We start from the raw sequence: 24,611 nt of genomic DNA, 5'->3' as shown, positions 1-24,611 counted from the left end.
GTAAATTTGCTGTTCAAAATAATATTCAAAGATAATAAAATGAGTGCTAAGCATCATAAAGTAAGAGTGGGCATTTCGATAGGTGATTTCAATGGGATTGGTCCAGAAATCATTATGAAATCTTTAAAAGACAAGGCGATTACCGATTTTTTCACCCCTATCATTTTTGGTTCTGGTAAATTGTTTACTTATCAAAAAAATATTTTCAAATTACAGCATCTTAATTTTAATTACATCCAAAATGTAAAAGAAGCCGTTAATGGCAAAATCAATATGCTTAATCTTACTAAAGATAATTCTAATATTGAGTTTGGCGTTCCTACAGAAGAATCAACCAAATTTGCCATTCAGTCATTAGAAGCTGCAACCGAAGCTTTGCTAAATCGTGAAATTGATGTTTTGGTAACCGCGCCTATCAACAAAGACGAAATGTTGAAATATGGTTTCCAACACGCAGGGCATACTGGATATTTTGAAGAAAAGGCTGGCCGAAAAGGTGTTATGTTTTTAATAACCAACGATCTAAAAGTTGCCGTATCAACGCATCATATACCTTTGAAAGATGTTGCAGAAAATATTTCTAAAGAGAAAATTGTAAAGCAAGTACAACAACTTAATAAAACTTTAATTGAAGATTTCCAGATTGAAAAGCCAAAAATTGCAGTTTTGGGACTCAATCCTCACGCGGGTGATGGTGGCGTAATCGGGAAAGAAGAAATCGAAATTATCCAACCAGCCATCGAAGAACTTTTCAACAGAGGAACTTTGGCCTTTGGGCCTTATCCTGCTGACAGCTTTTTCCAACCAGAAAAATATAAAAAATTCGACGCTGTTTTAGCAATGTATCACGACCAAGGTTTAGCACCATTCAAAACCATTGCTTACGAAGAAGGCGTTAATTACACTGCTGGATTACCGATAATAAGAACATCGCCAGATCATGGTGTTGCCTATGATATTGCAGGGAAAAATCTTGCAGACGAACAGAGTTTTACAGAAGCTATATTTGCCGCAATCGAGATCTATAGAAACAGAATGGATTATATTGAGCTTCAGAAAGGCAAGTTGAAGCCAAGAGCTGTGAATGCGAAAGACAACTTTGATGAAGACCTTCCCTTTGAAGAAAACTAATCAATAAACTGAAACAGAAAAACTTTGATCCAATTTATTTTGTTATTTAAAAAAATTAAATTATTTTTGCAAACCGAATTTTATGGACAAATTCAAAAACTATAATATTGCATTCACTGGTTTAAAGACTGGAAAGCATGAGTTTAAATTTGAAGTAAATCAGGCGTTCTTTGATTTATTCGGGACTGAACAGGAGTTTACAAATCCTAAAATTGTAGTCGATGTTTTGCTAGACAAACACACAACATTTTTAGAATTCTGGTTTGATATACATGGTACAATAGAACTTACTTGCGACATTAGCAATGACGAGTTTGACTACCCTATCGAACACAAAATGAAAATTCTTGTTAAACAAGGGGAAGAGTATGATGACAGTAATGAAGAGGTCATTACAATTCCGCAAGGAGACAGCGATTTTAATATTGCGCAGTTGGTTTACGAAGGCGTTATCCTAAGTGTACCTATGAAAAAACTTTCTCCCAATCTAAAAGACGAAGATGATTATCATAAGCTTTTAGAAAAATACAGTCTCAAAGAAGAACCAGAAGAAGAAGAGTCACCAAATGATATAGATCCACGTTGGGAAGCTCTTAGAAAATTAAAAGATAATAATTAAGTATAACAATAATTCATAATAGAATTTAAAAAAAATCACTAGTAATGGCACATCCTAAGAGAAGACAATCGTCTACAAGAAGAGATAAAAGAAGAACACATTACAAAGCTGTTGCTCCACAATTAGCTAAAGACGCTACAACTGGAGAATTACACCTTTTCCACAGAGCACACTGGCATGAAGGAAAACTATACTACAGAGGAAAAGTAGTATTAGAAAAAACAGTAGAAGTTACTGAAGAAAACTAAGATATTTTTTATAAAAAATCTTATTCAACACATAAAAAACCACTCAATTTACTCAAAATAGAGTGGTTTTTTATTATCTTTGACTCTTAAATCAATTTACCGTATATGGATATTAAAGACATTCAAAATCTAATTAGATTTGTTGCAAAAGCAGGCGTATCTGAAGTAAAATATAAAAATAAAGACTTCGAAATCCTAATCAAGACTCCTCTAGGAGGCGAGCCAGTTAGTTATGTATCGCAGCCACTAGCTTACCAAGCACCTGTTGCTCAAGCGGCTCCTGCTGTTGCTCAAGCTGCCTCTACAGCAGAAGCAGCTCCAGCAGCAGATGACAGCAACCTTATCACAATAAAATCTCCCATGATTGGAACATTTTACAGAAAGCCATCTCCAGACAAAGACGTTTTTGTTAATGTTGGAGACTCTATAACTTCTGATAAAGTAGTTTGTGTCATCGAGGCGATGAAATTATTCAACCAGATCGAAGCGGAAGTTAGCGGAAAAATTGTTAAAATTTTAGTTGACGATGCAACACCAGTAGAATATGACCAACCCTTATTCTTGGTAGATCCATCATAAATTTAGTTAGAAGTTAGAAGTTAGAAGTTAGAAGTTAGATTACTAGCTTTTATGTTTCCTACTCATTATCTAATTAACTAATCATCTAATTAACTAATTAAATTATGTTCAAAAAAATATTAATTGCAAACCGTGGTGAAATCGCAATGAGAATTTTGCGTACAGCCAAAGAAATGGGCATAAAAACGGTTGCAGTATACAGTACCGCTGATAAAGATAGTTTACATGTAAGATTTGCTGACGAGGCTGTTTGTATCGGCCCAGCAATGAGCAAAGATTCTTATCTTAAAATCCCAAATATTATCTCAGCTGCAGAAATTACTAATGCTGATGCGATACATCCAGGTTATGGATTCTTATCAGAAAATGCTAATTTCTCAAGAATCTGTGCTAACAATAATATCAAATTTATTGGAGCAACACCTGAGCAAATCGAAAAAATGGGCGACAAAGCTACGGCTAAAGCAACTATGAAAGAAGCAGGAATCCCATGTGTACCTGGTTCTGACGGGTTGATTGATTCTTATGAAGATGCCCTACGAATTGCTAAAGAAACTGGCTATCCAGTAATGATAAAAGCTACAGCAGGTGGTGGTGGTAAAGGTATGCGTGCGGTGTGGAAAGAAGAAGACCTAAAAGAACATTGGGAATCTGCAATCCAAGAAGCAGTCGCAGCCTTCGGAAATGGCGGTATGTACATGGAAAAGCTTATTGAAGAACCTCGTCATATCGAAATTCAAATCGCAGGTGACCAATACGGAAAAGCTTGCCATCTTTCAGAAAGAGATTGCTCTATCCAAAGAAGAAATCAAAAACTGATTGAAGAAACACCATCTCCTTTTATGACGGATGAACTTCGTGAAAAAATGGGCGCAGCCGCTGTAAAAGCTGCCGAATATATTGGTTATGAAGGGGTCGGAACTATCGAATTCTTGGTTGACAAACACCGTAATTTCTATTTCATGGAAATGAACACACGTATCCAGGTAGAACACCCAATTACAGAACAAGTTATCGACTATGATTTGATTCGTGAACAGATTTTATTAGCAGCAGGAACACCAATTTCCGGTATTAATTATTATCCAAAATTACACGCTATAGAATGTCGTATCAATGCGGAAGACCCTTATGCAGACTTCCGTCCGTCTCCTGGAAAAATCACTGGATTAAATATTCCTGGTGGACATGGTGTAAGAGTTGACACGCACGTATATTCGGGTTATACAATTCCACCTAACTACGATTCTATGATTGCTAAATTGATTACAACAGCGCAAACAAGAGAAGAAGCGATTGCAAAAATGAAACGTGCTTTGGAAGAATTTTATATTGAGGGTGTAAAAACCACAATCCCTTTCCACAGACAATTACTAGACGACGAAGACTTCTTATCTGGAAATTATACAACTAAGTTTATGGAATCTTTCGTAATGGACAGAAAATACGAATACAATATTTAAAATTTCATAAATTATTAAATAAATTGCCCAGCTTAGGTTGGGCATTTTTTTTTAACTTGCAAAACCAAATATTATTAATATGAAACAAGATACCAATTATTATATTGAATTAGAAAACAAATATGGCGCTCACAATTACCACCCACTTCCAGTAGTTTTGGAAAAAGGGGAAGGTGTTTATGTTTGGGATGTTGAAGGTAAAAAATACTATGACTTCTTATCTGCTTATTCCGCTGTTAACCAAGGACATTCGCATCCTAAAATTGTAAAAGCTTTAACAGACCAAGCACAAACTTTGGCTTTAACTTCTCGTGCATTTTACAATAACAAATTAGGAGAATACGAGAAAAAAATTACTTCACTCTTCAAGTTTGATAAAGTTCTTCCTATGAATTCTGGTGCTGAAGCAGTGGAAACAGCTGTAAAATTAGCCAGAAAATGGAGTTATGAAGTAAAAGGAATTACAGAAAACGCTGCGAAAATCATCGTTTGCGAAAACAACTTTCATGGAAGAACAACTACTATTGTTTCGTTCTCAAATGATCCTGATGCCAACCAAAATTATGGTCCGTTTACACCTGGATTTATCAAAATTCCTTATAATGATTTAGCGGCTTTAGAAGAAGTTTTAAAATCTGAAGCTCAAAATATCGCAGGATTTTTAGTAGAACCTATTCAAGGGGAAGCTGGCGTTTATGTTCCTGACGCAGGTTTCTTAAAAGGAGCATCTGAGCTTTGTAAAAAATACAATGTTCTTTTTATTGCAGACGAAGTTCAAACGGGTATCGCAAGAACAGGTAAGCTTATTGCGTGTTACCACGAAGAGGTTCAACCTGATATTTTAATTTTAGGAAAGGCACTTTCTGGAGGAATGTATCCAGTTTCAGCGGTTTTAGCAAATGATACTATCATGAATGTTATTAAACCTGGACAACACGGTTCTACTTTCGGTGGAAATCCTATTGCGTGTGCGGTTGCCGTTGCAGCTTTAGATGTGGTTGAAGAAGAAAAATTATCTGAACGTTCACAAGAATTGGGTGAACTTTTCCGTTCTGAAATTGAAAAGCTTATTCAAAAGACAGATTTAATAACCCATGTTCGTGGTAAAGGTTTGCTAAATGCAATTTTAATTAACGATACTCCCGTAAGTTCCACAGCTTGGAATCTTTGTGTTGCCTTGAAAGAAAATGGCTTATTAGCAAAGCCAACCCATGGAAATATCATCCGTCTTGCACCTCCATTGGTAATTACCAAGGAGCAACTTTTGGACTGCGTAAGTATTATTGAAAAAACAATTGTAGATTTTAAGAAATAAGTATTTAAATTTGAAAACTTCATTAATAATTTCTACCTATAATTGGCCTGAAGCATTAGATATATGCTTAAAAAGTATTTTTGAACAGAAGGAATTTCCTGATGAAATTCTCATTGCAGATGACGGCTCCACAGATAGCACAAAATTTGTTGTTGAAAAATATAAGAAATTAAATAAAATACCCATCAAACATATTTGGCATGAAGACAATGGTTTTGAACTGGCAAAAATCAGGAATAAAGCCATAGCTGCTGCAGAAGGTGATTATATTGTACAAATTGACGGCGACCTTATTCTTCATCCTTATTTTATTGCGGACCACAAAAAATTCGCAAAACCTAATTCTTTTGTGAGAGCTAGCAGAATTTATATTGATGAAAAGCTGTCTAAAGAAAAATTAAAAACACTAAACACCAGTATTAATCCATTCTCCAAAGGAATAACTAATTTTTTTAGTTCTTTTAGACTCCCTTTTCTCTGGAAAAAATTTGAAACCAATTATAAAAATGAAGGCGAAGAAAGATGGGAAATTCATGGATGTAATATGGCTTTTTGGAGAAAAGATGCCATTGAAGTAAATGGATATAACGAAGATTTTAAAGGATGGGGACCAGAAGATAAAGAGTTTGTAGCTCGCCTTCTAAATGCGGGTAAAGAAAAAAGATTTATAAAAATGGGCGGTTTGGTTTTTCATATTTACCATAAGATCAACACTAAGGAAAACCTTAAAAAAAATGAAGAAATTTTTGAATTAACCAAAAAAAATGGAGTTAAATTCTGCGAACACGGAATTAATCAATATTTATAATCAATGAAAACAGCATTGCTTATTTCTACTTATAATTGGCCTTCTGCATTGGATAAGGTTCTTGAATCTGTACAAGCGCAAATTGTTTTACCGAATGAAATTTTAATTGCTGATGACGGGTCTACACAAGAAACCAAGGGTTTAATAGAGCAATGGAAACTAAAAAGCAAAGTTAAAATAAGCCATTTTTGGCAGGAAGATGATGGCTTTCGTAAAACAATAATTATGAACAAAGCCATTGCTGGAACTACAGCAGATTATATTATACAAATAGACGGAGACATCATTTTGAGTAGAAATTTTGTGAAAGACCACATCCACGAAAGTAAAAAAAGTTTTTTCTTAAACGGAAGCAGGGCTTTAATCCCCGAAGTTGAAACTAAAAAAATATTAGAAACTAAGAATTTGGACATGAAATTGGTACTCAGCAATCTTAAAAACAAAATTAATGCTACAAGATTCCCAATAGTTGCTAATTTTTTTAGAAAAGACCATTATAAATCCGACAACGTAAAAGGCTGTAATTTTTCGTTTTGGCGAAAAGATTTTATTGCAGTTAACGGTTATAATAATGATATGTCGGGTTGGGGACATGAAGATATCGAACTTGCTGCACGCCTCAATAATTACGGCATAAAACAAAGAAGACTTAAAATGAGAGCTATTTGCTATCATCTTCACCATGAATATTTTGATCGTAAAGATGAAAAAAACAACTTCTCTACCTATCAGAAGGTTGTAGATGATAAAATTATAAAGTGTGCAAATGGCTATCAGCAAAGTATTTGAGGGTAAAACCATACTATTTGGGATGCCAAAACGTTATGGTATCTATAAACTTGTCGTTAAAAACCTTGAATTGATGGGTTTTAAAGTAATTGACATCAGTTTTGATGACGAAGTTTTCAATTACAAAAATTCTTCCGAGAAAATAGAAAACTTTGTTAGAAAGACTTTTTTGCGAGACAAAAATTTTAAACAGGAACTGAAATTTAAGCATCAAAAATCTGAAATTGATGATCGCATCAATTCTGTTCACAAGGCTGATTATGCACTGTTAATACGCCCAGATTTATATCCTGAAAAAATTATAAAAACAATAAAATCAAAGACAGATTCACTTATTGGGTATCAATGGGATGGGCTAAGCGTTTTTCCTAAGGTTTTAGATTTAATTCCGTTGTTTGATAGGTTTTTTGTTTTTGATCCAAAAGATATTGGCATCCGAGGCGCCGAAGGAATTAGTAATTTTTATTTTGATGATTGCATTTTTGAGCCTTCAACCCAAAATCATTATGACTTCGACTTATATTTTATTGGCACATATATAGAGTCTAGAATGGACTTTATTGCGTGTTTTTTAGAAAAATGTAATGAAAGTCCTTTCAAAATTTTGTTTGAAATTTACGTCAACAATATGGCTAACATTCCAGAAAATTACAGAAATCTTAAAAATGTAAATTTTTTTTCAGAAAAAGTTTCTTTTGAAACGGTATATCAACGTGGTAAAAATGCAAAAACTTTAGTAGATTTTGTCAACCTAAGACATAATGGATTATCCTTACGCGTTTTTGAAGCTTTGGGAACTCATAAAAAATTGATAACTACTAATGCCCAAATTATAAATTACGATTTGTATAATCCTAAAAATATTCTTGTATACACCGAACAAACCTCATCACAGGAAATCATTGATTTTTTGGCTACCGACTATGAAATGCCACCGATACACATTCTCAAAAAATATAGTTTTGAAAATTGGATAAAAACCATATTTGTAGAAAGAAATTAACTCAAAAAATCAAACATTTTTGTAATGTTCTCCTTTTGTTTTTTAACTGAAAAATAATCTAGCCCACTTTCTGAATTAGAATGCAAAAGTGTCCACAAATTTTCATCTGTGTATAGCGATATTATGTGATTGGCAAAACTTTGTGGATCATCAATATCACTTACCAGAGCATTCATATTTGGTGTTAATTTCATACCTTCCACACCAATAGTTGTAGAAACGATGGGAAGTTTATATTCTAAAGCTTGTCCTATTTTTCCCTTTACACCAGCACCATAACGCAATGGTGCCACAAATAATTTTGATTCTAAGAAATAAGAATCAATTTCTTTTTGATAGCCTAATATCTGAAATCTATCATCTTTTAACTTTAATAATGACTCAGGAAGTGACCCGCCAATTATGTAAACAGAAATTTCTGGACATTGCTTCCAAACTAATGGCATAATTTCAGAATGCAGGTATTGTACGGCGTCTACATTTGGTTTGTGATTAAATCCGCCTATGAAAACAATACCTTTTCGTTCATCAAAACTAAGATTTGCCTTCTCCTCTTTGGCATAATGTATATTACTGACTATAAATATTTTATCTTTTGAAACACCTAATTTTTCAACAATACTTTTTTCATTGTCACTGATTGCTACAACTGCGTTTGCTTTTAATAGTGCATTATTTTCTAGGCTTATTATTGCCTTTTCTCGTTTAAGCTGCTTGTTCGTTTTGATTAAAAAATCTGTCTCTCTTTGAAACCTTAGATAGTGTAAATCTACCATGTCATAAATAAGCTTTGCATCAAATCCTAATTTGGAAAGATAAGGTACAAAAAACTCATAACCCTCTGGCCTGAAGATCCACACAAAATCTATTGCATCTTTTATTTGTAAAAGTTGTTTTTTTACCCTAACAATTCTTTTTTTAGGCGTTAGATACTCTCTTATAACTTCCACTCCCATATCTTGAAACATTTGCAAATATGCAGTGTCTAAAGGATGATAGATATTTTTGATAAGAAGATATATTTTGTGATTTTGTTCTATAAGGATTTTAACAATTTCAGTAAAACGATTTGATCCAGAATCCTGATCAAATTTCGGCATATATTCTTCTACAATTAAGATTGTTTTTTCATACATAGAATTATCATTAATCCTATAGAACTCATCTCCTTCTTTCCAAATATTGTTAAGTGAATCTCCCCATTTTTCATAAAAAACGTCAGTATTCTTTTGTATAAGTTTCTTCTTATCTAAACTGACATTTGTATAGCTTATATTTTCAAAATGAACAATCTCCGATTTTGGTTGATAATAAACATCTAATCCCTGAAGATGCTTAAGTCTCATGCACAAATCTGTTTCTTCAAAATATGCAGGTGTATAAATTTCGTTGAGCAAATTCAATTTACCATTCGCATCATTTTTTTTAAAAAGCAAGCTACAGCCAGAAGCGTAATCTACTTTTCTAAGAAAATTAAATTGTGGGGCATCAATTGATTGACTCGCACCGCGATTAACAATAACTTGATTTTTGAAAACTAAACAACCCGCTTCTTGAAGTGAATTATCTTTGAAAATTAGTTTAGAACCCACAGCTCCAACATTTGAGCGGATTTGAAAAACTTCTAATAAAGAAGTTAAATAATTCTTTTGAACCAATGTATCATTATTCAAAAGATAAATATATTCTCCCTGGGCTTGATGTATAGCTTTATTAACACCTTTTATAAAACCTAAATTTTCATCATTACTAATAAGTCTTACGCCTTTTATTTTTGAGATAATATTTTGAGTTTCGTCTGTGCTACAATCATTTACTATAATTATTTCTTTCGAAATATAATCATTTTGCTCAAAAATGGAATAAAGACAATTTAACGTAAAATGAATTTGATTGTAAACTGGAATAATAATGCTAATCTGCGGTTGTTGCTCTTCTTTAAATTCAAAAGAATGCTTTTCGAAAAAAGAAAAATCTTTTAATTGAGCATTAAGAGTTCTTGCAGATTTTTTAAAAAGAATATCTTTTTTAATTTGTTTTATATTTTTTTTAAAACTCCAAAACTTCATAATAATGTGATTTTTTACTTTCTATCATATTCATCCTCCAATCTCACAATATCATCTTCACCAAAGTAAGTTCCTGTTTGCACTTCTATAAAAATAACAGGTTTATCGGTAAGATTCATTATTCTATGTTTGGCTCCTAATGGTATAGAAACACTTTCTCCATAAGACAAATTAATTTCTTTATCATCGAGAATTACAATGGCATTGCCTTCTATAATCGTCCATTGTTCTTTTCGTTTATGATGGTATTGGTAAGATAATTTTTGACCAGGATTAACCTCGATCCGTTTCAGTTTATAATGTGGTTCGTCTGCCAATACATAGTATTTTCCCCAAGGTCTTTCTCCAATTTCCAACATAAAATAAAGTATTTTTAATTAACTGACTAAGTCAAAATATTTTTTAAGAACCAACAAAGATATTAAATCTTCTAATTTTTTGTTATTAAAATTTGATCGATATTTCTTCGCTTCTTCTATTATAGACAAAGCTTCAGAACTATTTTCAGTAAAATATTCTAACCGTTCTTCTAAATCTGAATAATCTTCGGCGATTTGTATATAATGTTGATTCGGAACCAAAGTTCCTTCCATATACCAAGTTTCCATCTTCAAAGATGGCGCAACAGCAATAGAATTCGATGACATAATCCATTTGAGATTTGTTGCCACATCATTACCTTCAAGACTTAAAATAAACTTGTATTTCAAATGCTCATCAATCGAAATTTTCGGTTTAATCCATTTGGGATCACCTCCATGTTTATTAACTTGTCCCAGCTCGCATAATGGATTATCAAAATATTGATTGAAAAAATCAGCACGATGCTGCTGATGTACTGCAGCTCTCCCTATCAGCCTATTTCTCTTATCTTCAAATCTTTTATTATCCTCAACTGATACAAAATGTCTGGCTTTATCCAGATTAAGAAGAATATTATTTTGATTATCACCATATATAGGGCGACTTTTTGTAATCATCGGAAAAGGCAAAATTGTATTGACATCCCCAAACTCATAATCGATTAATAAGTCTTTATCAAAATATTTTGCATATTCATAGGTATCAAAATAATAAGATTTAGGCGTTTTGGGATGGAGCAAATCTTTGATTTTTGTTCCAAAATGATCAACTTTTTGAGACTGATTCAACTTATTATAGTAGTCAACACGATATTCCGCTGCATCCAAATCTTGTTTCGATAAAGATTTTCTCAGACTATTAATCTTTTTCTCAAGATTTTGTTTTGGCGAAAACCTATGGGAATAGCCTTTAATATAAAATAATAATTTATTTTGCTTATCTACTTTTGTCATCAATACAAACTTAATCAAATTTAAGAAAATCACTTCAAATTTCTTAAATTTGCACTCTAAATTTGGAATATGGAAAAAGTACGTGTTCGTTTTGCACCAAGTCCGACAGGAGCTTTACACCTTGGTGGCGTAAGAACAGCATTATATGACTATCTTTTTGCAAAACATCATGGTGGTGATTTTGTATTAAGAATCGAAGATACCGACACCGCAAGATACGTGGAAGGTGCCGAAGATTACATCATGAAATCTTTGGAATGGTGCGGTCTTATTCCAGACGAAAGCCCCATTCATGGAGGACCTTACGGACCTTACAGACAATCTGAAAGACGCGATATTTACGATAAATATACCGAGCAAATTTTAAAAACGGATTATGCCTACATCGCTTTTGACACACCAGAAGAACTGGATGCTATTCGCAGTGAATTTGAAACTAAAGGAGAAGTTTTCGCATACAACAATTTCACCAGAAATCGTATGAAGAATAGTTTGACACTTTCTCCAGAAGAAGTGGAAAAACTAAAAGCAGACGGCACGCCTTATGTGGTGAGATTCAAAATGCCAGTTGGTCGCCAGATGAACATGCAAGACATCATCCGTGGTAATTTTAGCGTTAACACAGATACTTTAGACGATAAAGTTTTAGTAAAAAATGACGGAATGCCAACCTACCATTTCGCGAATATTATTGATGACCATGAGATGAAAATTTCCCATGTTATCCGTGGTGAAGAGTGGCTGCCATCTATGGCTTTGCACGTTTTACTATACGAAGCAATGGGCTGGGAAGCGCCAGAATTTGCGCACCTTTCATTAATTTTAAAACCAGAAGGTAAAGGAAAATTAAGTAAAAGAGATGGTGCTAAATTTGGATTCCCTGTTTTCCCAATGGATTTCAAAGATCCTGAAAGTGGCGATGTTTGGAAAGGCTACAAAGAGTCTGGTTATTTCCCAGATGCATTTATCAATATGGTGGCACTTCTTGGTTGGTCACCTGCCAATGATAGAGAAATCATCTCAATGGAAGATATGATTTCTGAATTTGATTTAAATAAAGTTCATAAAGCGGGCGCAAGATTTAATCCAGAAAAAGCAGTTTGGTTTAATCATGAATATTTATTAAAGAAATCTGATGAAGAGGTTTTAAGCTTATTCAAAGAATTAGAAGAAGTTAAAAACTCAAATTTGAATGATGATACTTTATTAAAAATCGTTTCTCTAATGAAAGAAAGAGCAAGTTTTATTAAAGACATTTACAACGACAGCAAGTTTTTCTTTGAAGCGCCAACAGCTTATGATGAAAAAGCCAGCAAAAAAGCTTGGAATGACCAAACAGCGGAGCTTATGTCGGCTTTTGCAGAGCAACTTCAAAACTCAGATTTCAATCCAGAAGCTTTAAAGCAAGCCATTCATGATTTTGCTGAAACTAAAGAATTAGGAATGGGTAAAGTGATGATGCCTTTGCGATTATCTTTGGTTGGAGAACTTAAAGGTCCAGATGTTCCGGACATCCTTTCAATCCTTGGAAAAGAAGAAAGTATTAACCGAATTAAACATGCTATTTCTAGCATAAAATAATAAATTTCGATTCTTAAAAAATTAGATGTTGTAAAAAAACATTATTTTTGAAGCTTGAATCCTTACGAACAATGGAATATTTAGATTTTGAACAGCCTATTAAAGATCTTATGGAGCAATATGACAAATGCGCTCTAGTAGGTGAAGAAAGTGGCGTAGATGTTAAAGAATCTTGTAAAAAGATTGAAGATAAAATTCTTGATACTAAGAAAAAAATATACGGCAACCTAAGCCCTTGGCAACGTGTACAGTTATCCCGTCATCCTGACAGACCTTACACATTAGACTACATCAAAGGTTTGGCAGACGAAGATAGCTTTGTAGAGTTACACGGCGACCGTAATTTTGGTGATGACCCAGCGATGATTGGCGGACTTATCAAAATAAACGGCGAAAGTGTCATGATTATCGGAACTCAAAAAGGTAGAACAACCAAAGAAAGACAACATCGTCGTTTTGGGATGTCTAACCCTGAAGGTTACCGCAAAGCTTTACGTTTAATGAAACTAGCAGAGAAATTCAACATTCCTATTGTAACCTTAGTGGATACGCCAGGTGCATATCCTGGACTGGAAGCTGAAGAACGCGGACAAGGCCAAGCTATTGCCCAAAACATTTTGGAAATGTGCCAAATGAAAACACCTATTATCACCATTATCATCGGTGAAGGAGCTTCTGGTGGCGCACTAGGAATTGGTGTTGGCAACAAAGTTTATATGTTAGAAAACACTTGGTATTCTGTAATTTCGCCTGAAAACTGTTCGGCCATCTTGTGGAGAAGTTGGGAATACAAAGAAACTGCTGCTGCAACGATGAAACTAACAGCGCAGGATATGTTAAAGGAAAAATTAATTGACGCCATTATCCCAGAACCATTGGGAGGTGCACATTATGATCCAAAAGAAACTTATAAAAACGTAAAAGAAACCATCTTAAAAGATATTAAAGCTTTGTCAAAACAATCTGGAGAACGTCTAATGAAAGATCGCCAAGAGAAGTTTATCGACATGGGACAATATAAAGGATAACTTTCTTTATGATTTAAAAATAATAAAGGGCGACATCTACGATGTCGCCCTTGTTATTTCTATAAAATATTTTTTATTTGTTTCCTAAAGTAATAATGGTACTGGCATTTATACTTTTATTAGAGGTATAAGAAGCACCGCAAATAGAGGTTGTCAAATTATAAGTTCCTTTTTCGATTAATATGTAATTCTGATTTTTGGAAGGCACACTGAGGTTATAGAATTTTTTCTTACCACTTACTTTTATCACCAACTCACAAGCGGAACGATTGACAATTTGTAAGACCGCTTCTTTAGAATTTCTATTATCATTAAAAAGGTTAGTTAATATGGCTGCAGTTTTTTCAGCATTTTCCGAAGTTTTAGATTTATTAATATTTTTTTCAACTTTACTAGCCGTTAGTTTAGACACTTTCGGTTTGGCCTCGGCATCATTTCCACTTCCAGAAGTTGTAACAGTATAACTCATCGTTGATAGTTTCTTTTTAAGCTCTGGCACTTTCGGATGTTTGGGATTGGCAGCAATAAAAGCTTGCACAACTTTAGGATCGTTAGAACTCTGTGCTGCAAAAACACTTACTTGTGCAGCATATAATCCCGATATCAGTAGCATAGTTAGTAAAACTAAATTCTTCATAAGTCACAAAATTACATTTACAATTATTTAACGTAGAATCTATCTTTTTAGTTTGTGTATAATTTATTATCTTTGCCAAGCTAAAAAACGATCTAATATATCACTTTTTTTTAAATAAAAATCATTACAAATATGTACACACCAGTAGCAGCAGACGTAGCAAAGCTAAGAAACACAACAGGAGCAGGTATGATGGACTGCAAAAAAGCATTAGTAGAAGCAGAAGGTGACTTCGAAAAAGCCATCGAAATCTTAAGAAAAAAAGGACAAAAAGTTGCAGCTAACAGAGCTGACAGAGAGTCGACTGAAGGTGCTGTTATCGCAAGAGTTAACGAAGATAACACATTAGGTGCTATTATTTCTCTTAACTGTGAGACTGACTTTGTTGCTAAAAACGAAGCTTTCGTAGAGCTAGCTTACGAATTAGCTGAAATGGCTATCACAGCTGGTTCTAAAGAAGAATTATTAGCTTCTGATTTCCACGGTATTACAGTTGCTGATAAACTAATCGAACAAACTGGTGTTATCGGTGAAAAAATTGAGATCGGTGCTTTCGAAAGAATCGAAGGACCTTTCGTAGGAGCTTACATCCACGCTGGTAACAAAATCGCTGCTATCACTGCGCTTTCTAATAAAGTAGATGGTGCTGAAGAAGCTGCTAAAGCTGTTTCTATGCAAGTTGCTGCGATGAACCCTATCGCTCTTGACGAAACTCAAGTGTCTCAAGAAACCATCGATAAAGAATTGGAAATCGAAAGAGATATCTTAACTAAAGAAGGTAAACCTGCTAACATTATCGATAATATCCTTAAAGGTAAAATGCAGAAATTCTACAAAGACAACACTTTGGTACACCAAGCTTTCATTAAAGACGGTGGAATGTCAGTTTCAGATTATGTAAAATCTGTGAATGCTGACCTTAAAGTTGCAGGATTTGCAAGAGTTAGCTTATAATTTTTATAAAAATTATACATCATAAAAAAACCAGTCATGCGACTGGTTTTTTTTATTTAAATAGAAACCGCCGTCGTGGATTTGACTTCACCAATTACAAAAGCACTATGCGAGCTTCCGATATGTTTTAGCGATGTTAACTTGTTGACCACAAAACTTCGGTAGTCTTTAATATTAGCCACACCGATTTTCAAAATATAATCATAATCGCCACTCACATGGAAACAATCCATAACTTCTGGCAAATCCATAATTTCTTTTTCAAAATCCTGTACATATTCTTTTTTATGCTGAATCAGTTTGATATGACAAAGCACCACAAAATCACGGTTCACTTTTTCTTTATCAATCAAAGCAACATATTTGCGGATAATTTTGTTTTTCTCCAACTTACGAATTCTCTCATATACGGCTGTTGCAGATAAATTCAGTTGGTTAGCAATTTCTTTAGTAGTCATTTTTGCATCTTCTTGCAGTAGCATCAACAACTTTTTATCAGTATCATCTAGGTTCATAAAATATTCAACTTAAAACTTGATTTTAAATCAAATCTAAACAAAATTTTCTATAATTAAACCTAAACTATTTAATATTATCTAAATATAAGTTTCATTCTTGTAATAAATAAGACTTTCTGCAATATTTGTAAATAAAAACAATTACATGAAACAATTTGATCCAGCCAACAATATTCAGGATTTACAATATTTCGGAGAATTCGGAGGTGTTAACCCTTCCATATCGGACAGTTCTACCTACACCTTTTTATCAGCCAAAACAATGTTCGACACTTTTGAGGGCAATACCGATGGCTGTTATCTATACTCGCGACACTCCTCTCCTAGCAATTTGTATCTTGGAGAAGCCCTTGCACAGATGGAAGCTACCGAAGCCGCCAATGTTACCGCATCGGGCATGGGCGCAATTACCTCAACATTAATGCAGCTTTGTAAAAGTGGCGACCACATCGTTTCCAGCAGAACCATCTACGGTGGAACTTATGCATTTTTAAAAAATTTCCTTCCCGACTATAACATTAAAACCAGTTTTGTAGATATTACAAATCTAGAGCTAGTCGAAGCGTCGATTTCTGAAAACACCAAAGTTTTGTATTGCGAATCTGTTAGCAATCCACTTTTGGAAGTTGCCGATATTGCTGCTCTATCGAAGATTGCAAAAAAACACAATATTAAACTCATCGTTGATAATACATTTTCACCACTTTGTATTTCACCAATAGCTTTGGGTGCAGATGTTGTTATCCACAGTTTAACAAAATTTATAAACGGAAGCAGCGACACTGTGGGCGGCGTTGTCTGTGCAAGTCAGGAATTTATTAATGATCTTAAAAACGTGAATTCTGGTGCCTGCATGCTACTTGGCCCAACAATGGACAGCCTTCGCGCAGCTAATATTCTTAAAAACCTAAGAACGCTGCACATCCGAATGAAGCAACACAGCCATAATGCTAAATACTTGGCCGAAATGTTCGAAAAAGATGATCTTACAGTAAAATATCCAGGTCTTGCATCTCATAAAGACCATGCACTTTACAAAAGTATGATGCGCGAAGAATATGGCTATGGCGGACTATTAACACTGGATGTTGGTACAGTCGAAAAAGCCAATGAAGTCATGGAAACAATGCAAAACGAAAATCTTGGTTACCTAGCTGTGAGTCTTGGCTTTTATAAAACATTATTCTCGGCATCGGGATCTTCAACATCATCAGAAATACCAGAAGATGAAAGAAAAAGCATGGGATTATCAGATGGACTCATTCGTTTTTCTATTGGATTGGACAACGATATCCAACGCACTTACGAAAAAATGCGCGCCTGTCTTATCCAAGCCAAAGTGATCAATTAATCATTCTCATATATTTTTTTATTGGAATCTCAAGTTTTTTTAAAGCTTGGGGTTTTTTTGTCTTAGGCTTATTTTAATTCTAAAACTTAATTAACGATTTTAAAATTGTAATTTTGTAGCCCTTATTTTACAGACCAAAATTCTGAGAAAAAATGTGTAACAATCTAGTATTCAAATTTATTTTCATTTTAAGTTTTGTGTTTACCAATTCTTTAGGAAAAGCTCAGTACATAAGCGTTGACACCAATTACAATGCACAACAATTGGTCGATAAATTTTTGGGAGCCAATAACACTTGTATCAGCATTAGCAACATTAACGTAACTGGACATAACTTCGGAGGAAATGACCTTAGCTATGGGGTTTTTAATAAAGCTACGAGCAATTTTGCAATAGACGAAGGCATCATTCTTTCTACTGGAAAAGCAAAATCTGCTATGGGCCCCAACAACAGCTTACAAAGCAATACAGACGCTGGCTGGAGTGGCGACCCAGACCTAGAACATGCTTTAAGCATTGGTAACACATCATACAACGCAACGGTTTTAGAATTTGATTTTGTGTCTAGTAATAGCTCTAAGATTTTTTTTGAATACATGTTCTTATCCGAACAATATTTAAGAACAATAGACAGTGGAAGCTGTAATTATACGGATGGATTTGCTTTTTTAATAAAGAAAGTCGGCGATACAGATTACAAAAATCTGGCTGTAATCCCAGGCACAAACATCCCCATAAAATCGAATACCGTACGGGGTGGCGGAGAAAGCTGCCCTGCCATTAACGATCAATATTTTGGACAATACAACTATGGAAACAGCCCAAACAACTTCAATGGGGAAACCAAAATATTAACCGCCACAACCGATGTAATACCTGGCGCAACTTATCGCATCAAACTGGTTATTGCAGACCAAGGCAACGGCCTTTACGACTCGGCTGTTTTCTTAAAAGCTGGAAGTTTTGTAGGCAACAAAGACCTTGGCCCTGATTTAAGCTTAGAAAATGGTACCGCACTTTGTACCAACGCTAGCCATACAATAGACGCTACCCCAACTGTTGCACAAGGTACGGCAGTGGCTTATACTTGGAAAAAAGATGGCGTTATCATAGCGTCCGCACAAAATCAACCAACATATATTGTTAACTACAACCAACCGGGATACTACGAAGTAGAAGTGGAACTCGCTAGTGGATGCAAGCTGATGGGCAACATTACAATAGAACAACAAATTTTACCTACAATAGGAAACACTACTTTTAATAATATTTGTGATGATGATTTGGATGGTATGGCAGAAGTTTATTTCGCGGCATACTCTCAACAGATTATAACCAATATGTCCGAAAGCTATAATGTCAAATATTTCAAAAACCCACCGTCAAATATTAATAATCCCGATTTTTCACAAGCAATTAACAGCATTAAATTCAATACAGCCGCGCAAGATGTTTATATATGGATAAAACCAGGAAGCTGTACGCCAACTTTGCAAAAGATTACTTTTAACCAAAACAGTAAAAGCAACTATCAGACTCTTCCGCCTATTGAGATATGCGACAATGACCTTGACGGAAAAACCAAAATTGACCTTACCGACTATCTTAACATTTTGATTCCCGGATACACGGGTCAGCCAACTTATTATAAAAATTTTGCTGATGCTGGTAAAAGGCAGAATGCAATAGCTTCGGTGGTGGAAGTGGATATTACACAACCAAGCCAGACATATTATGTAAGATTTCATCAATCTGGACTTTGTGACAACGTAGCGCCCATTAGCTTTAATCTTAAACAACCCAAAGCCTCTACCACACTTCCAAAAGAAGTCACGGTTTGCAAAAACGCAACCTATCCAGAGTTAGATGCTGGTACAGGAAAAGATCCCATTACTGGCCTAGGCGCTTTCACCTCGTATGAGTGGAGTTTTAATAATGCCACTACGCAAAGCATTCAAAATGTTCCAGCGGGCCAATACACCGTAAAACTAGGCTATAACGGTTGCTACTACACCCAAACTGTAGAAGTTAAAGAAGCGCCAACAGCCAGTATCGATGCCATTGATATTTCTGGTTCCACGGTGACGGTGACGGCAATCGGCGGCACTGCGCCTTATCAATATGCTTTGGATGACGACGCAGCTTCGGCCTTCCAGTCGTCTCATGTTTTCAAAAATGTAACACTTGGCAATCACACTATTTATGTAAAATCCAACGACAATTGTGATGCGGTTTCTAGAGATTTTAGCCTTATTAATATCCCAAATGTTATTAGCCCAAATGCCGATGGCATCAACGATGTTATTAACCTTTCCGAATTGTTAAACAAAACGGATAGCCGTCTCAAAATCTACGACCGTCTGGGAAAACTTGTCTTTGAAGGCAACACAGGCAACAGCTTCATCTGGGATGGTAAGCTCAATGGGCGCGTTCTCTCTACAGGAAGCTATTGGTACGTTGCCGAGTGGATCGAACCGACTTCTGGAAAAATGCAGCAAATAAAAAGCTGGATTCTTCTGAAAAATTATTAGAAACGGTCTATTATTTAATTTAATTTTAAATCCATCTTAAAAAAACAGAAGGACTGGGACATTACAAAACACCGGTAAAAAACATCTTTTTTTTTTCGAAAAGCCGTCCTCTGCAACGCCCTTCTAGAGCGACTTCCCAAAGGCTAAAAAATAGCAAGCTTGCTATCACCCGACGACAAGCTTGCTATCACCCGATGACAAGCTTGCTATTAGCTCATAACAAGCTTGTTATTTTGACCTATTTGCTTTCCTTAGTTTTAAAATAAGGAATCATGGGATAACAAAAGCCTGCCGGATTGTTAAACTATGCCTTTGTTCAAAATACTTTTGCGAATTAATCGTTACATTTGTTAACCTAAGTAATTTATTAATGAAAAGAATTTTATCAGCGTTTATATTTTTGTTTTTCTTTAGCCAATATTTTTCGCAACTAGATACAGAACACTGGTTTGCACCAATGTATGACGGGCAAGGCAATAAGGGAGCAGAACAACAATACTTACATCTTTCAACTAATGTTACAACACCATTTGTCGTTAGCGTATACAATAATAACAGAGTAATCTATCAGGCTACAATTAGAAAAGGAAGCCCTGCCAAAATCCGTATTACCAACAGAGATTATATAATTGTAAATGAAGAAGACATAGAAAAAATTTTTACAGTAGGAACTATGGGACTATTTGTAAAAGGTGATTATCCTTTTTTTGCTAATCTTCGTTTTGGTGTTACTAACCATGCTGAGATTATCACGTCAAAAGGTTCCGCAGGTCTTGGGACAGAATTCTATACCGCAATGGCACCCAACACCTATACAAGTCTGAATATTGGTTTTATGACAAGCTTCATTGCCACAGAGAATAATACTACGGTAACAGTAGACGGTTATGACAAAAATCTGATATTTACGGATGGTAATAAACACAGCTCCTTCACAGTTAATCTTAATAAAGGAGAGTCATATATTATCGATGGTAGAGCTTTTAACCCCACCAATCGTAGCGGTTTTATAGGGGCACACATTGTATCTGACAAACCTATTTCTGTGACCAACGGTAACTTTAACGGACAACACTCGGACAATGCAGTTCTCCTCGATGGCTCGGACATATTAATGGATCAATCTGTCCCTGTAGATAAACTAGGAAACGAATTTATACTTGTAAAAGGTTTTGGTAAAATAGGTAACCAAATGGAACGTGCATTAGTAGTCGCCACCAAACCTAATACATCCATATACGTGAATGGAGCATCTTCACCTATCAAAACACTTGTGAATCCAGGTGAATATTTTTTAGTTCCTGAAAGTCATTACCAACATCAAGGCAACGGCCATTACAACCTTCACATCAAAACAACAGAAAATGCCTACGTCTACCAACTTATGGGTGGTGTGGAAGAGAATGCTGGTAGTACATCTGCTTTAGCAACAGGAGGAATGAATTATATACCGCCGTTAAGCTGCTATCTCCCTACAAAAATTGATGAAATATCCGACATTAACCAAATTGGTAACACATCTTATTTGACCAAACTCAATATCATTACAGAAAAAGGTGCTATTGTTAAAGTTAATGGTGCCACACCCAACGCTCTATATGGGCCATATGACAATGCTACTCCTGAAAAAAAGTGGGTAACCTATTCTATTCCCAATATTACAGGCAATGTTACAATCGAGTCCGACAAAGCTGTAACTGCTGGGTTATCAGGCGGTAGTAATGCTGTAGGTTATGGAGGATACTTTGCTGGATTTTCTAAAATCCCTTTAATTGTACCGAAAAATGGGGATTGCCTTCCTGGTGTTGTATTAGAAATTACAGAAGGCTTTGCAAGTTACGAGTGGCTTATAAAAACGGGCAATACATATGTACCTGCTCCTGGCGTTAATAACACAAATACCTATGAACCGCAACAAGCGGGTATCTATGCTGTTAGAATAAAACAAGGAAACTGTGCACCAGAACAAACACAAGACTTAAAATTTTATAATTGTACAACACTTACAAATTATAATTATGACATTTGCGATGATCTAACCGTGACGCCAAAATTTGTACTCAGCACACAAAACCTTCTCCCTCCTATTAAGATAGACGAAGAGCCAACACAAGGCTCAGCTACTGTTGCTGCTGATGGAAAAAGTATAATATACAAGCCCAACCCAGGTGCAACTGGAATAGATACCTTCAAATATTCTTTTTCTGGAGATGGCAGTATCCCCGATCGTGAATCGGCGAGAGCTACAATTAGCATCAATCGAGTTATTGCAAATGACGAAAGCATCAACGAGTGTTCTACAGGCTCTACAGCAACATTTGACTTAACACAGACAAATTATACGTCTATAGCGAATTTTAGAAGTGTAACCTATTACAAAACACAACTAGGAGCAGAAACCCAAGATACGGCAGAGCAAATCCCAACGTCTTATGCTGCGCCTACAGGGACAATCGTCTATGCAAGAATTGAAAACACCTTAAACTGTCATACCATTAAAAAAGTGACTTTAAACATTCTAAACGCGCCAGACGTAAAACCTGAAAACTATACCAAACAACATTGTGACGAGGAAGACGGAAAAATCGATAACAACTACCAAGCCGACCTTAACGATGTAACAACAGGCATTAACGTAGCTGGTTTTACCGTTACTTATTTTAAAACACAGGCTGATGCCAACGCGCCAACTCCTGCGAATACAATTCCTAAGAACACTCCTTATATATTTACAACAAGTACTAACAAAATTTGGGTGCGTGTAGAATCTGGAAGCTGTCCTATTGTCATCAAAGAAGTTGAACTAAAAATTGGCGCTGTAATACCTGACAGAACAGGAACAGCTAGCTATACCGAAAATGTATGTAACGATGTCAATCTATTCGATTATTTAGGAAAATTCACTAATGAAACAAATCTTGTTGCAACGTATTATAAATCGCTTACAGATGCCCAAAATGGAACCAATGGCACAACAATCACCAATCCTAGCAATGTGAGTATCAACAATGGAAATAATACATTCTACCTCCGAATTTCAAATACCGCTTATTGCGCTAGAATATTCAAACTGGAATTAAACAAACTAAGTCCACCAGCGCCTACTTTCCCAAATTCGCCTTACACTATTTGTGATGATGGTGTTGCCACACAACGTCTAGACGCAGGAAGTGCATACACCTCTTGGGAATGGTATAATGATAATGACCACACAACACCAATTATCAACAGCCGATACATCGATGTAAAACCAGGAAAATATTTTGTTATCGTAAAATCTTCGGCTTCGCCATGTACAACGACATCGTCCATTGTCGAAGTTAAAGGAGAACCAGCACCAGTTATAGATCCTACCGCATTAACAACTACATTTTGCGATAACAACCTCGATGGAAAGGCAGAAGTCAAATTCTCAACAGATGTTACCCCTATAATATTACAAAACAGCGCTTTGTATTCTGCAGCAAAATATTATAAAAATGCTGCCATGACGGATTTAATAACAACGGACAATTGGTCATTTGCAGTAGATACGCCTGTTTGGGTAAAAGTAACACCAAATTATTGCGCACCAATTTCAGCGATGATAACTTTAAAAGTTGGTCATAAAGTGCAGGTATTAAAAGAAAAAGTAACACTTGCAGAATGCGGTGACTTAGGAGGGAAATTCACGGTTCAAAATCTTGACAATTACCGCAATAATTTCACGAATGACGCTGGCCTAAACATTACATATCACAATTCTAAATCGGGTGCACAAAATGGCAACGATGTGGTTACCAACGCTGATTTAACATTTACAAATTCAAAAACCTACTATCTGCGAATTTCTGGTGTTGGACTTTGCCCAAGTCTAGCTGAACTAAAACTTAACATCAATATTCCGGCTGCTTCTCTGATTTTAGAAGATAAAGAAACCTGTAATGGCACAACAGCAAGACTGGAAGTTGAAGCAGAATTTACAGGAAAAGTGGTTTGGTATAACGAAAACGACCCAACCAAAGCTATAAGTACCGACATAGCTTATGATACGCCAATAGGCAATTATTTTGTTATACTAACCGCTCAAAATGGCTGCACTCATAAACAATTCGTGAAAGTAACAGAAGTCGAATCGGCAAAAATCACAGCTATTATTGTTGAAGGTTCAACCGTTACTATAAAAGCCGAAGGTGGAAAACAACCTTATCAATACGCATTGGACAATGGATCATTCGGTCCCAACTTTATCTTTACAGATGTTAAACCAGGACTTCATACCGCACGTGTTATGACTGATAGCAATTGTAAGCCAACGGAGATGCAATTCAGTATCATCAAAATTCTTAACACGATTACCCCGAATAATGATGGCAAAAATGATGTTGTGGATTATTCGGATTTACAATCAAAAATTGATGCTAAATTCATTGTCATAGATAGATTCGGCAAGAAAGTTTATGACGCGGCAGATAAGAAAGATTTTATCTGGGATGGTAAGCTTAACGGAAAACCTTTACCAAGTGACACCTATTGGTACATTATGGAATGGAAAGAATTGGGCGCCGAAATCCCTTCGCAACAAAAAGGTTGGATCTTGTTAAAAAACAATTAAAATCTATCACTAAATATTTAATTATAATTAATTAACAAATTGGGGTTAAAGTTTATAAAAATTTTAACCCTTTTTCT

20 protein-coding genes are annotated in these 24,611 nt (G+C 35.2%); 15 read left to right on the top strand and 5 right to left on the bottom strand.

All coding sequences use genetic code 11. The features are described 5' to 3' along the window. The first annotated feature begins 39 nt into the window (after nucleotides 1-39). The 9 genes from pdxA to ACVFVN_RS10205 all read left to right on the top strand — a co-directional run bounded on the left by pdxA (nucleotide 40) and on the right by ACVFVN_RS10205 (nucleotide 7,955). Nucleotides 40-1,131, top strand: a complete 1,092-nt coding sequence (pdxA, locus tag ACVFVN_RS10245; protein ID WP_456235176.1) for a 4-hydroxythreonine-4-phosphate dehydrogenase PdxA — start codon at nucleotides 40-42, stop codon at nucleotides 1,129-1,131. An 82-nt stretch (nucleotides 1,132-1,213) separates the two neighbouring features. Beyond that, nucleotides 1,214-1,750, top strand: a complete 537-nt coding sequence (locus tag ACVFVN_RS10240) for a YceD family protein (RefSeq protein WP_165136371.1) — start codon at nucleotides 1,214-1,216, stop codon at nucleotides 1,748-1,750. A gap of 44 nt (nucleotides 1,751-1,794) precedes the next feature. Then, nucleotides 1,795-1,998 (top strand): 50S ribosomal protein L32, encoded by a 204-nt coding sequence (rpmF, locus tag ACVFVN_RS10235; RefSeq protein WP_165136368.1) that lies wholly within the window; start codon nucleotides 1,795-1,797, stop codon nucleotides 1,996-1,998. Between the two features lie 105 nt (nucleotides 1,999-2,103). Continuing rightward, nucleotides 2,104-2,577, top strand: a complete 474-nt coding sequence (accB, locus tag ACVFVN_RS10230) for an acetyl-CoA carboxylase biotin carboxyl carrier protein (RefSeq protein WP_456235175.1) — start codon at nucleotides 2,104-2,106, stop codon at nucleotides 2,575-2,577. A gap of 104 nt (nucleotides 2,578-2,681) precedes the next feature. Further along, nucleotides 2,682-4,040, top strand: a complete 1,359-nt coding sequence (accC, locus tag ACVFVN_RS10225) for an acetyl-CoA carboxylase biotin carboxylase subunit (protein ID WP_456235174.1) — start codon at nucleotides 2,682-2,684, stop codon at nucleotides 4,038-4,040. A gap of 79 nt (nucleotides 4,041-4,119) precedes the next feature. Continuing rightward, nucleotides 4,120-5,355, top strand: coding sequence for an ornithine--oxo-acid transaminase (gene rocD, locus ACVFVN_RS10220; RefSeq protein WP_456235173.1), 1,236 nt, complete (start codon nucleotides 4,120-4,122; stop codon nucleotides 5,353-5,355). A 10-nt stretch (nucleotides 5,356-5,365) separates the two neighbouring features. Continuing rightward, nucleotides 5,366-6,163, top strand: coding sequence for a glycosyltransferase family 2 protein (locus ACVFVN_RS10215; protein WP_456235172.1), 798 nt, complete (start codon nucleotides 5,366-5,368; stop codon nucleotides 6,161-6,163). A gap of 3 nt (nucleotides 6,164-6,166) precedes the next feature. After that, a complete protein-coding gene (locus ACVFVN_RS10210) occupies nucleotides 6,167-6,952 on the top strand; it encodes a glycosyltransferase family 2 protein (RefSeq protein ID WP_456235171.1) in 786 nt (261 codons plus the stop codon). Next, nucleotides 6,930-7,955 carry a hypothetical protein gene (locus ACVFVN_RS10205; protein WP_456235170.1) on the top strand — a complete coding sequence of 342 codons (1,026 nt, stop codon included), beginning with the start codon at nucleotides 6,930-6,932 and terminating at the stop codon, nucleotides 7,953-7,955. Before ACVFVN_RS10210 ends, ACVFVN_RS10205 begins: the two co-directional genes overlap by 23 nt. On the opposite strand, the gene ACVFVN_RS10200 is transcribed toward ACVFVN_RS10205, so the two are convergent. From ACVFVN_RS10200 to ACVFVN_RS10190, 3 genes are read right to left on the bottom strand one after another with little or no spacing between them, the layout of a single operon-like run. After that, nucleotides 7,952-10,024, bottom strand: a complete 2,073-nt coding sequence (locus ACVFVN_RS10200) for a glycosyltransferase (RefSeq protein WP_456235169.1) — start codon at nucleotides 10,022-10,024, stop codon at nucleotides 7,952-7,954. The two genes, ACVFVN_RS10205 and ACVFVN_RS10200, sit on opposite strands and share 4 nt — an antisense overlap. 14 nt (nucleotides 10,025-10,038) lie before the next feature. Further along, nucleotides 10,039-10,380 carry a phosphomannose isomerase type II C-terminal cupin domain gene (locus tag ACVFVN_RS10195; RefSeq protein WP_456235252.1) on the bottom strand — a complete coding sequence of 114 codons (342 nt, stop codon included), beginning with the start codon at nucleotides 10,378-10,380 and terminating at the stop codon, nucleotides 10,039-10,041. 21 nt (nucleotides 10,381-10,401) lie between these two features. Beyond that, nucleotides 10,402-11,340: a glycosyl transferase family 90 gene (locus ACVFVN_RS10190; protein ID WP_456235168.1), complete on the bottom strand. Its 939-nt coding sequence runs from the start codon at nucleotides 11,338-11,340 to the stop codon at nucleotides 10,402-10,404. Between the two features lie 69 nt (nucleotides 11,341-11,409). On the opposite strand from ACVFVN_RS10190, the gene gltX reads away from it, so the two are divergent. Together gltX and ACVFVN_RS10180 are read left to right on the top strand one after the other, a co-directional pair. Then, the gene (gene gltX, locus ACVFVN_RS10185; RefSeq protein WP_456235167.1) at nucleotides 11,410-12,921 is read left to right on the top strand and encodes a glutamate--tRNA ligase; all 1,512 of its coding nucleotides are present in this window, start codon (nucleotides 11,410-11,412) and stop codon (nucleotides 12,919-12,921) included. A gap of 71 nt (nucleotides 12,922-12,992) precedes the next feature. Then, nucleotides 12,993-13,949 carry an acetyl-CoA carboxylase carboxyltransferase subunit alpha gene (locus tag ACVFVN_RS10180; RefSeq protein ID WP_165136341.1) on the top strand — a complete coding sequence of 319 codons (957 nt, stop codon included), beginning with the start codon at nucleotides 12,993-12,995 and terminating at the stop codon, nucleotides 13,947-13,949. Between the two features lie 73 nt (nucleotides 13,950-14,022). Here the strand turns inward: ACVFVN_RS10180 and ACVFVN_RS10175 are convergent, their stop codons facing one another. Then, entirely contained in the window at nucleotides 14,023-14,586 is a 564-nt protein-coding gene (locus tag ACVFVN_RS10175) for a DUF6759 domain-containing protein (RefSeq protein WP_456235166.1), read from the bottom strand. Nucleotides 14,587-14,718: 132 nt separating this feature from the next. Between ACVFVN_RS10175 and tsf the strand changes: the two genes are divergently transcribed. Further along, a complete protein-coding gene (gene tsf / locus ACVFVN_RS10170) occupies nucleotides 14,719-15,540 on the top strand; it encodes a translation elongation factor Ts (RefSeq protein WP_456235165.1) in 822 nt (273 codons plus the stop codon). Between the two features lie 56 nt (nucleotides 15,541-15,596). On the opposite strand, the gene ACVFVN_RS10165 is transcribed toward tsf, so the two are convergent. Continuing rightward, the gene (locus tag ACVFVN_RS10165; RefSeq protein ID WP_165136332.1) at nucleotides 15,597-16,055 is read right to left on the bottom strand and encodes an Lrp/AsnC family transcriptional regulator; all 459 of its coding nucleotides are present in this window, start codon (nucleotides 16,053-16,055) and stop codon (nucleotides 15,597-15,599) included. A gap of 148 nt (nucleotides 16,056-16,203) precedes the next feature. On the opposite strand from ACVFVN_RS10165, the gene ACVFVN_RS10160 reads away from it, so the two are divergent. The 3 genes from ACVFVN_RS10160 to ACVFVN_RS10150 all read left to right on the top strand — a co-directional run bounded on the left by ACVFVN_RS10160 (nucleotide 16,204) and on the right by ACVFVN_RS10150 (nucleotide 24,534). Continuing rightward, entirely contained in the window at nucleotides 16,204-17,409 is a 1,206-nt protein-coding gene (locus ACVFVN_RS10160; RefSeq protein WP_456235164.1) for an aminotransferase class I/II-fold pyridoxal phosphate-dependent enzyme, read from the top strand. A 152-nt stretch (nucleotides 17,410-17,561) separates the two neighbouring features. Beyond that, nucleotides 17,562-19,940, top strand: a complete 2,379-nt coding sequence (locus ACVFVN_RS10155) for a choice-of-anchor L domain-containing protein (protein WP_456235163.1) — start codon at nucleotides 17,562-17,564, stop codon at nucleotides 19,938-19,940. Nucleotides 19,941-20,310: 370 nt separating this feature from the next. After that, nucleotides 20,311-24,534: a T9SS type B sorting domain-containing protein gene (locus ACVFVN_RS10150; RefSeq protein WP_456235162.1), complete on the top strand. Its 4,224-nt coding sequence runs from the start codon at nucleotides 20,311-20,313 to the stop codon at nucleotides 24,532-24,534. Nucleotides 24,535-24,611 lie beyond the last annotated feature (77 nt).

This window comes from Soonwooa purpurea, assembly GCF_053891095.1.
Note: the sequence above shows the minus strand (reverse complement) of the source record. Positions and strands in the feature narration are given on the sequence as shown.

Coding starts and splice junctions, on each gene's coding strand:
- pdxA (WP_456235176.1), top strand. CDS start 40: ATGAGTGCTAAGCATCATAAAGTAAGAGTGGGCATTTCGATAGGTGAT.
- ACVFVN_RS10240 (WP_165136371.1), top strand. CDS start 1,214: ATGGACAAATTCAAAAACTATAATATTGCATTCACTGGTTTAAAGACT.
- rpmF (WP_165136368.1), top strand. CDS start 1,795: ATGGCACATCCTAAGAGAAGACAATCGTCTACAAGAAGAGATAAAAGA.
- accB (WP_456235175.1), top strand. CDS start 2,104: ATGGATATTAAAGACATTCAAAATCTAATTAGATTTGTTGCAAAAGCA.
- accC (WP_456235174.1), top strand. CDS start 2,682: ATGTTCAAAAAAATATTAATTGCAAACCGTGGTGAAATCGCAATGAGA.
- rocD (WP_456235173.1), top strand. CDS start 4,120: ATGAAACAAGATACCAATTATTATATTGAATTAGAAAACAAATATGGC.
- ACVFVN_RS10210 (WP_456235171.1), top strand. CDS start 6,167: ATGAAAACAGCATTGCTTATTTCTACTTATAATTGGCCTTCTGCATTG.
- ACVFVN_RS10205 (WP_456235170.1), top strand. CDS start 6,930: ATGGCTATCAGCAAAGTATTTGAGGGTAAAACCATACTATTTGGGATG.
- ACVFVN_RS10200 (WP_456235169.1), bottom strand. CDS start 10,024: ATGAAGTTTTGGAGTTTTAAAAAAAATATAAAACAAATTAAAAAAGAT.
- ACVFVN_RS10190 (WP_456235168.1), bottom strand. CDS start 11,340: ATGACAAAAGTAGATAAGCAAAATAAATTATTATTTTATATTAAAGGC.
- gltX (WP_456235167.1), top strand. CDS start 11,410: ATGGAAAAAGTACGTGTTCGTTTTGCACCAAGTCCGACAGGAGCTTTA.
- ACVFVN_RS10180 (WP_165136341.1), top strand. CDS start 12,993: ATGGAATATTTAGATTTTGAACAGCCTATTAAAGATCTTATGGAGCAA.
- ACVFVN_RS10175 (WP_456235166.1), bottom strand. CDS start 14,586: ATGAAGAATTTAGTTTTACTAACTATGCTACTGATATCGGGATTATAT.
- tsf (WP_456235165.1), top strand. CDS start 14,719: ATGTACACACCAGTAGCAGCAGACGTAGCAAAGCTAAGAAACACAACA.
- ACVFVN_RS10165 (WP_165136332.1), bottom strand. CDS start 16,055: ATGAACCTAGATGATACTGATAAAAAGTTGTTGATGCTACTGCAAGAA.
- ACVFVN_RS10160 (WP_456235164.1), top strand. CDS start 16,204: ATGAAACAATTTGATCCAGCCAACAATATTCAGGATTTACAATATTTC.
- ACVFVN_RS10155 (WP_456235163.1), top strand. CDS start 17,562: ATGTGTAACAATCTAGTATTCAAATTTATTTTCATTTTAAGTTTTGTG.
- ACVFVN_RS10150 (WP_456235162.1), top strand. CDS start 20,311: ATGAAAAGAATTTTATCAGCGTTTATATTTTTGTTTTTCTTTAGCCAA.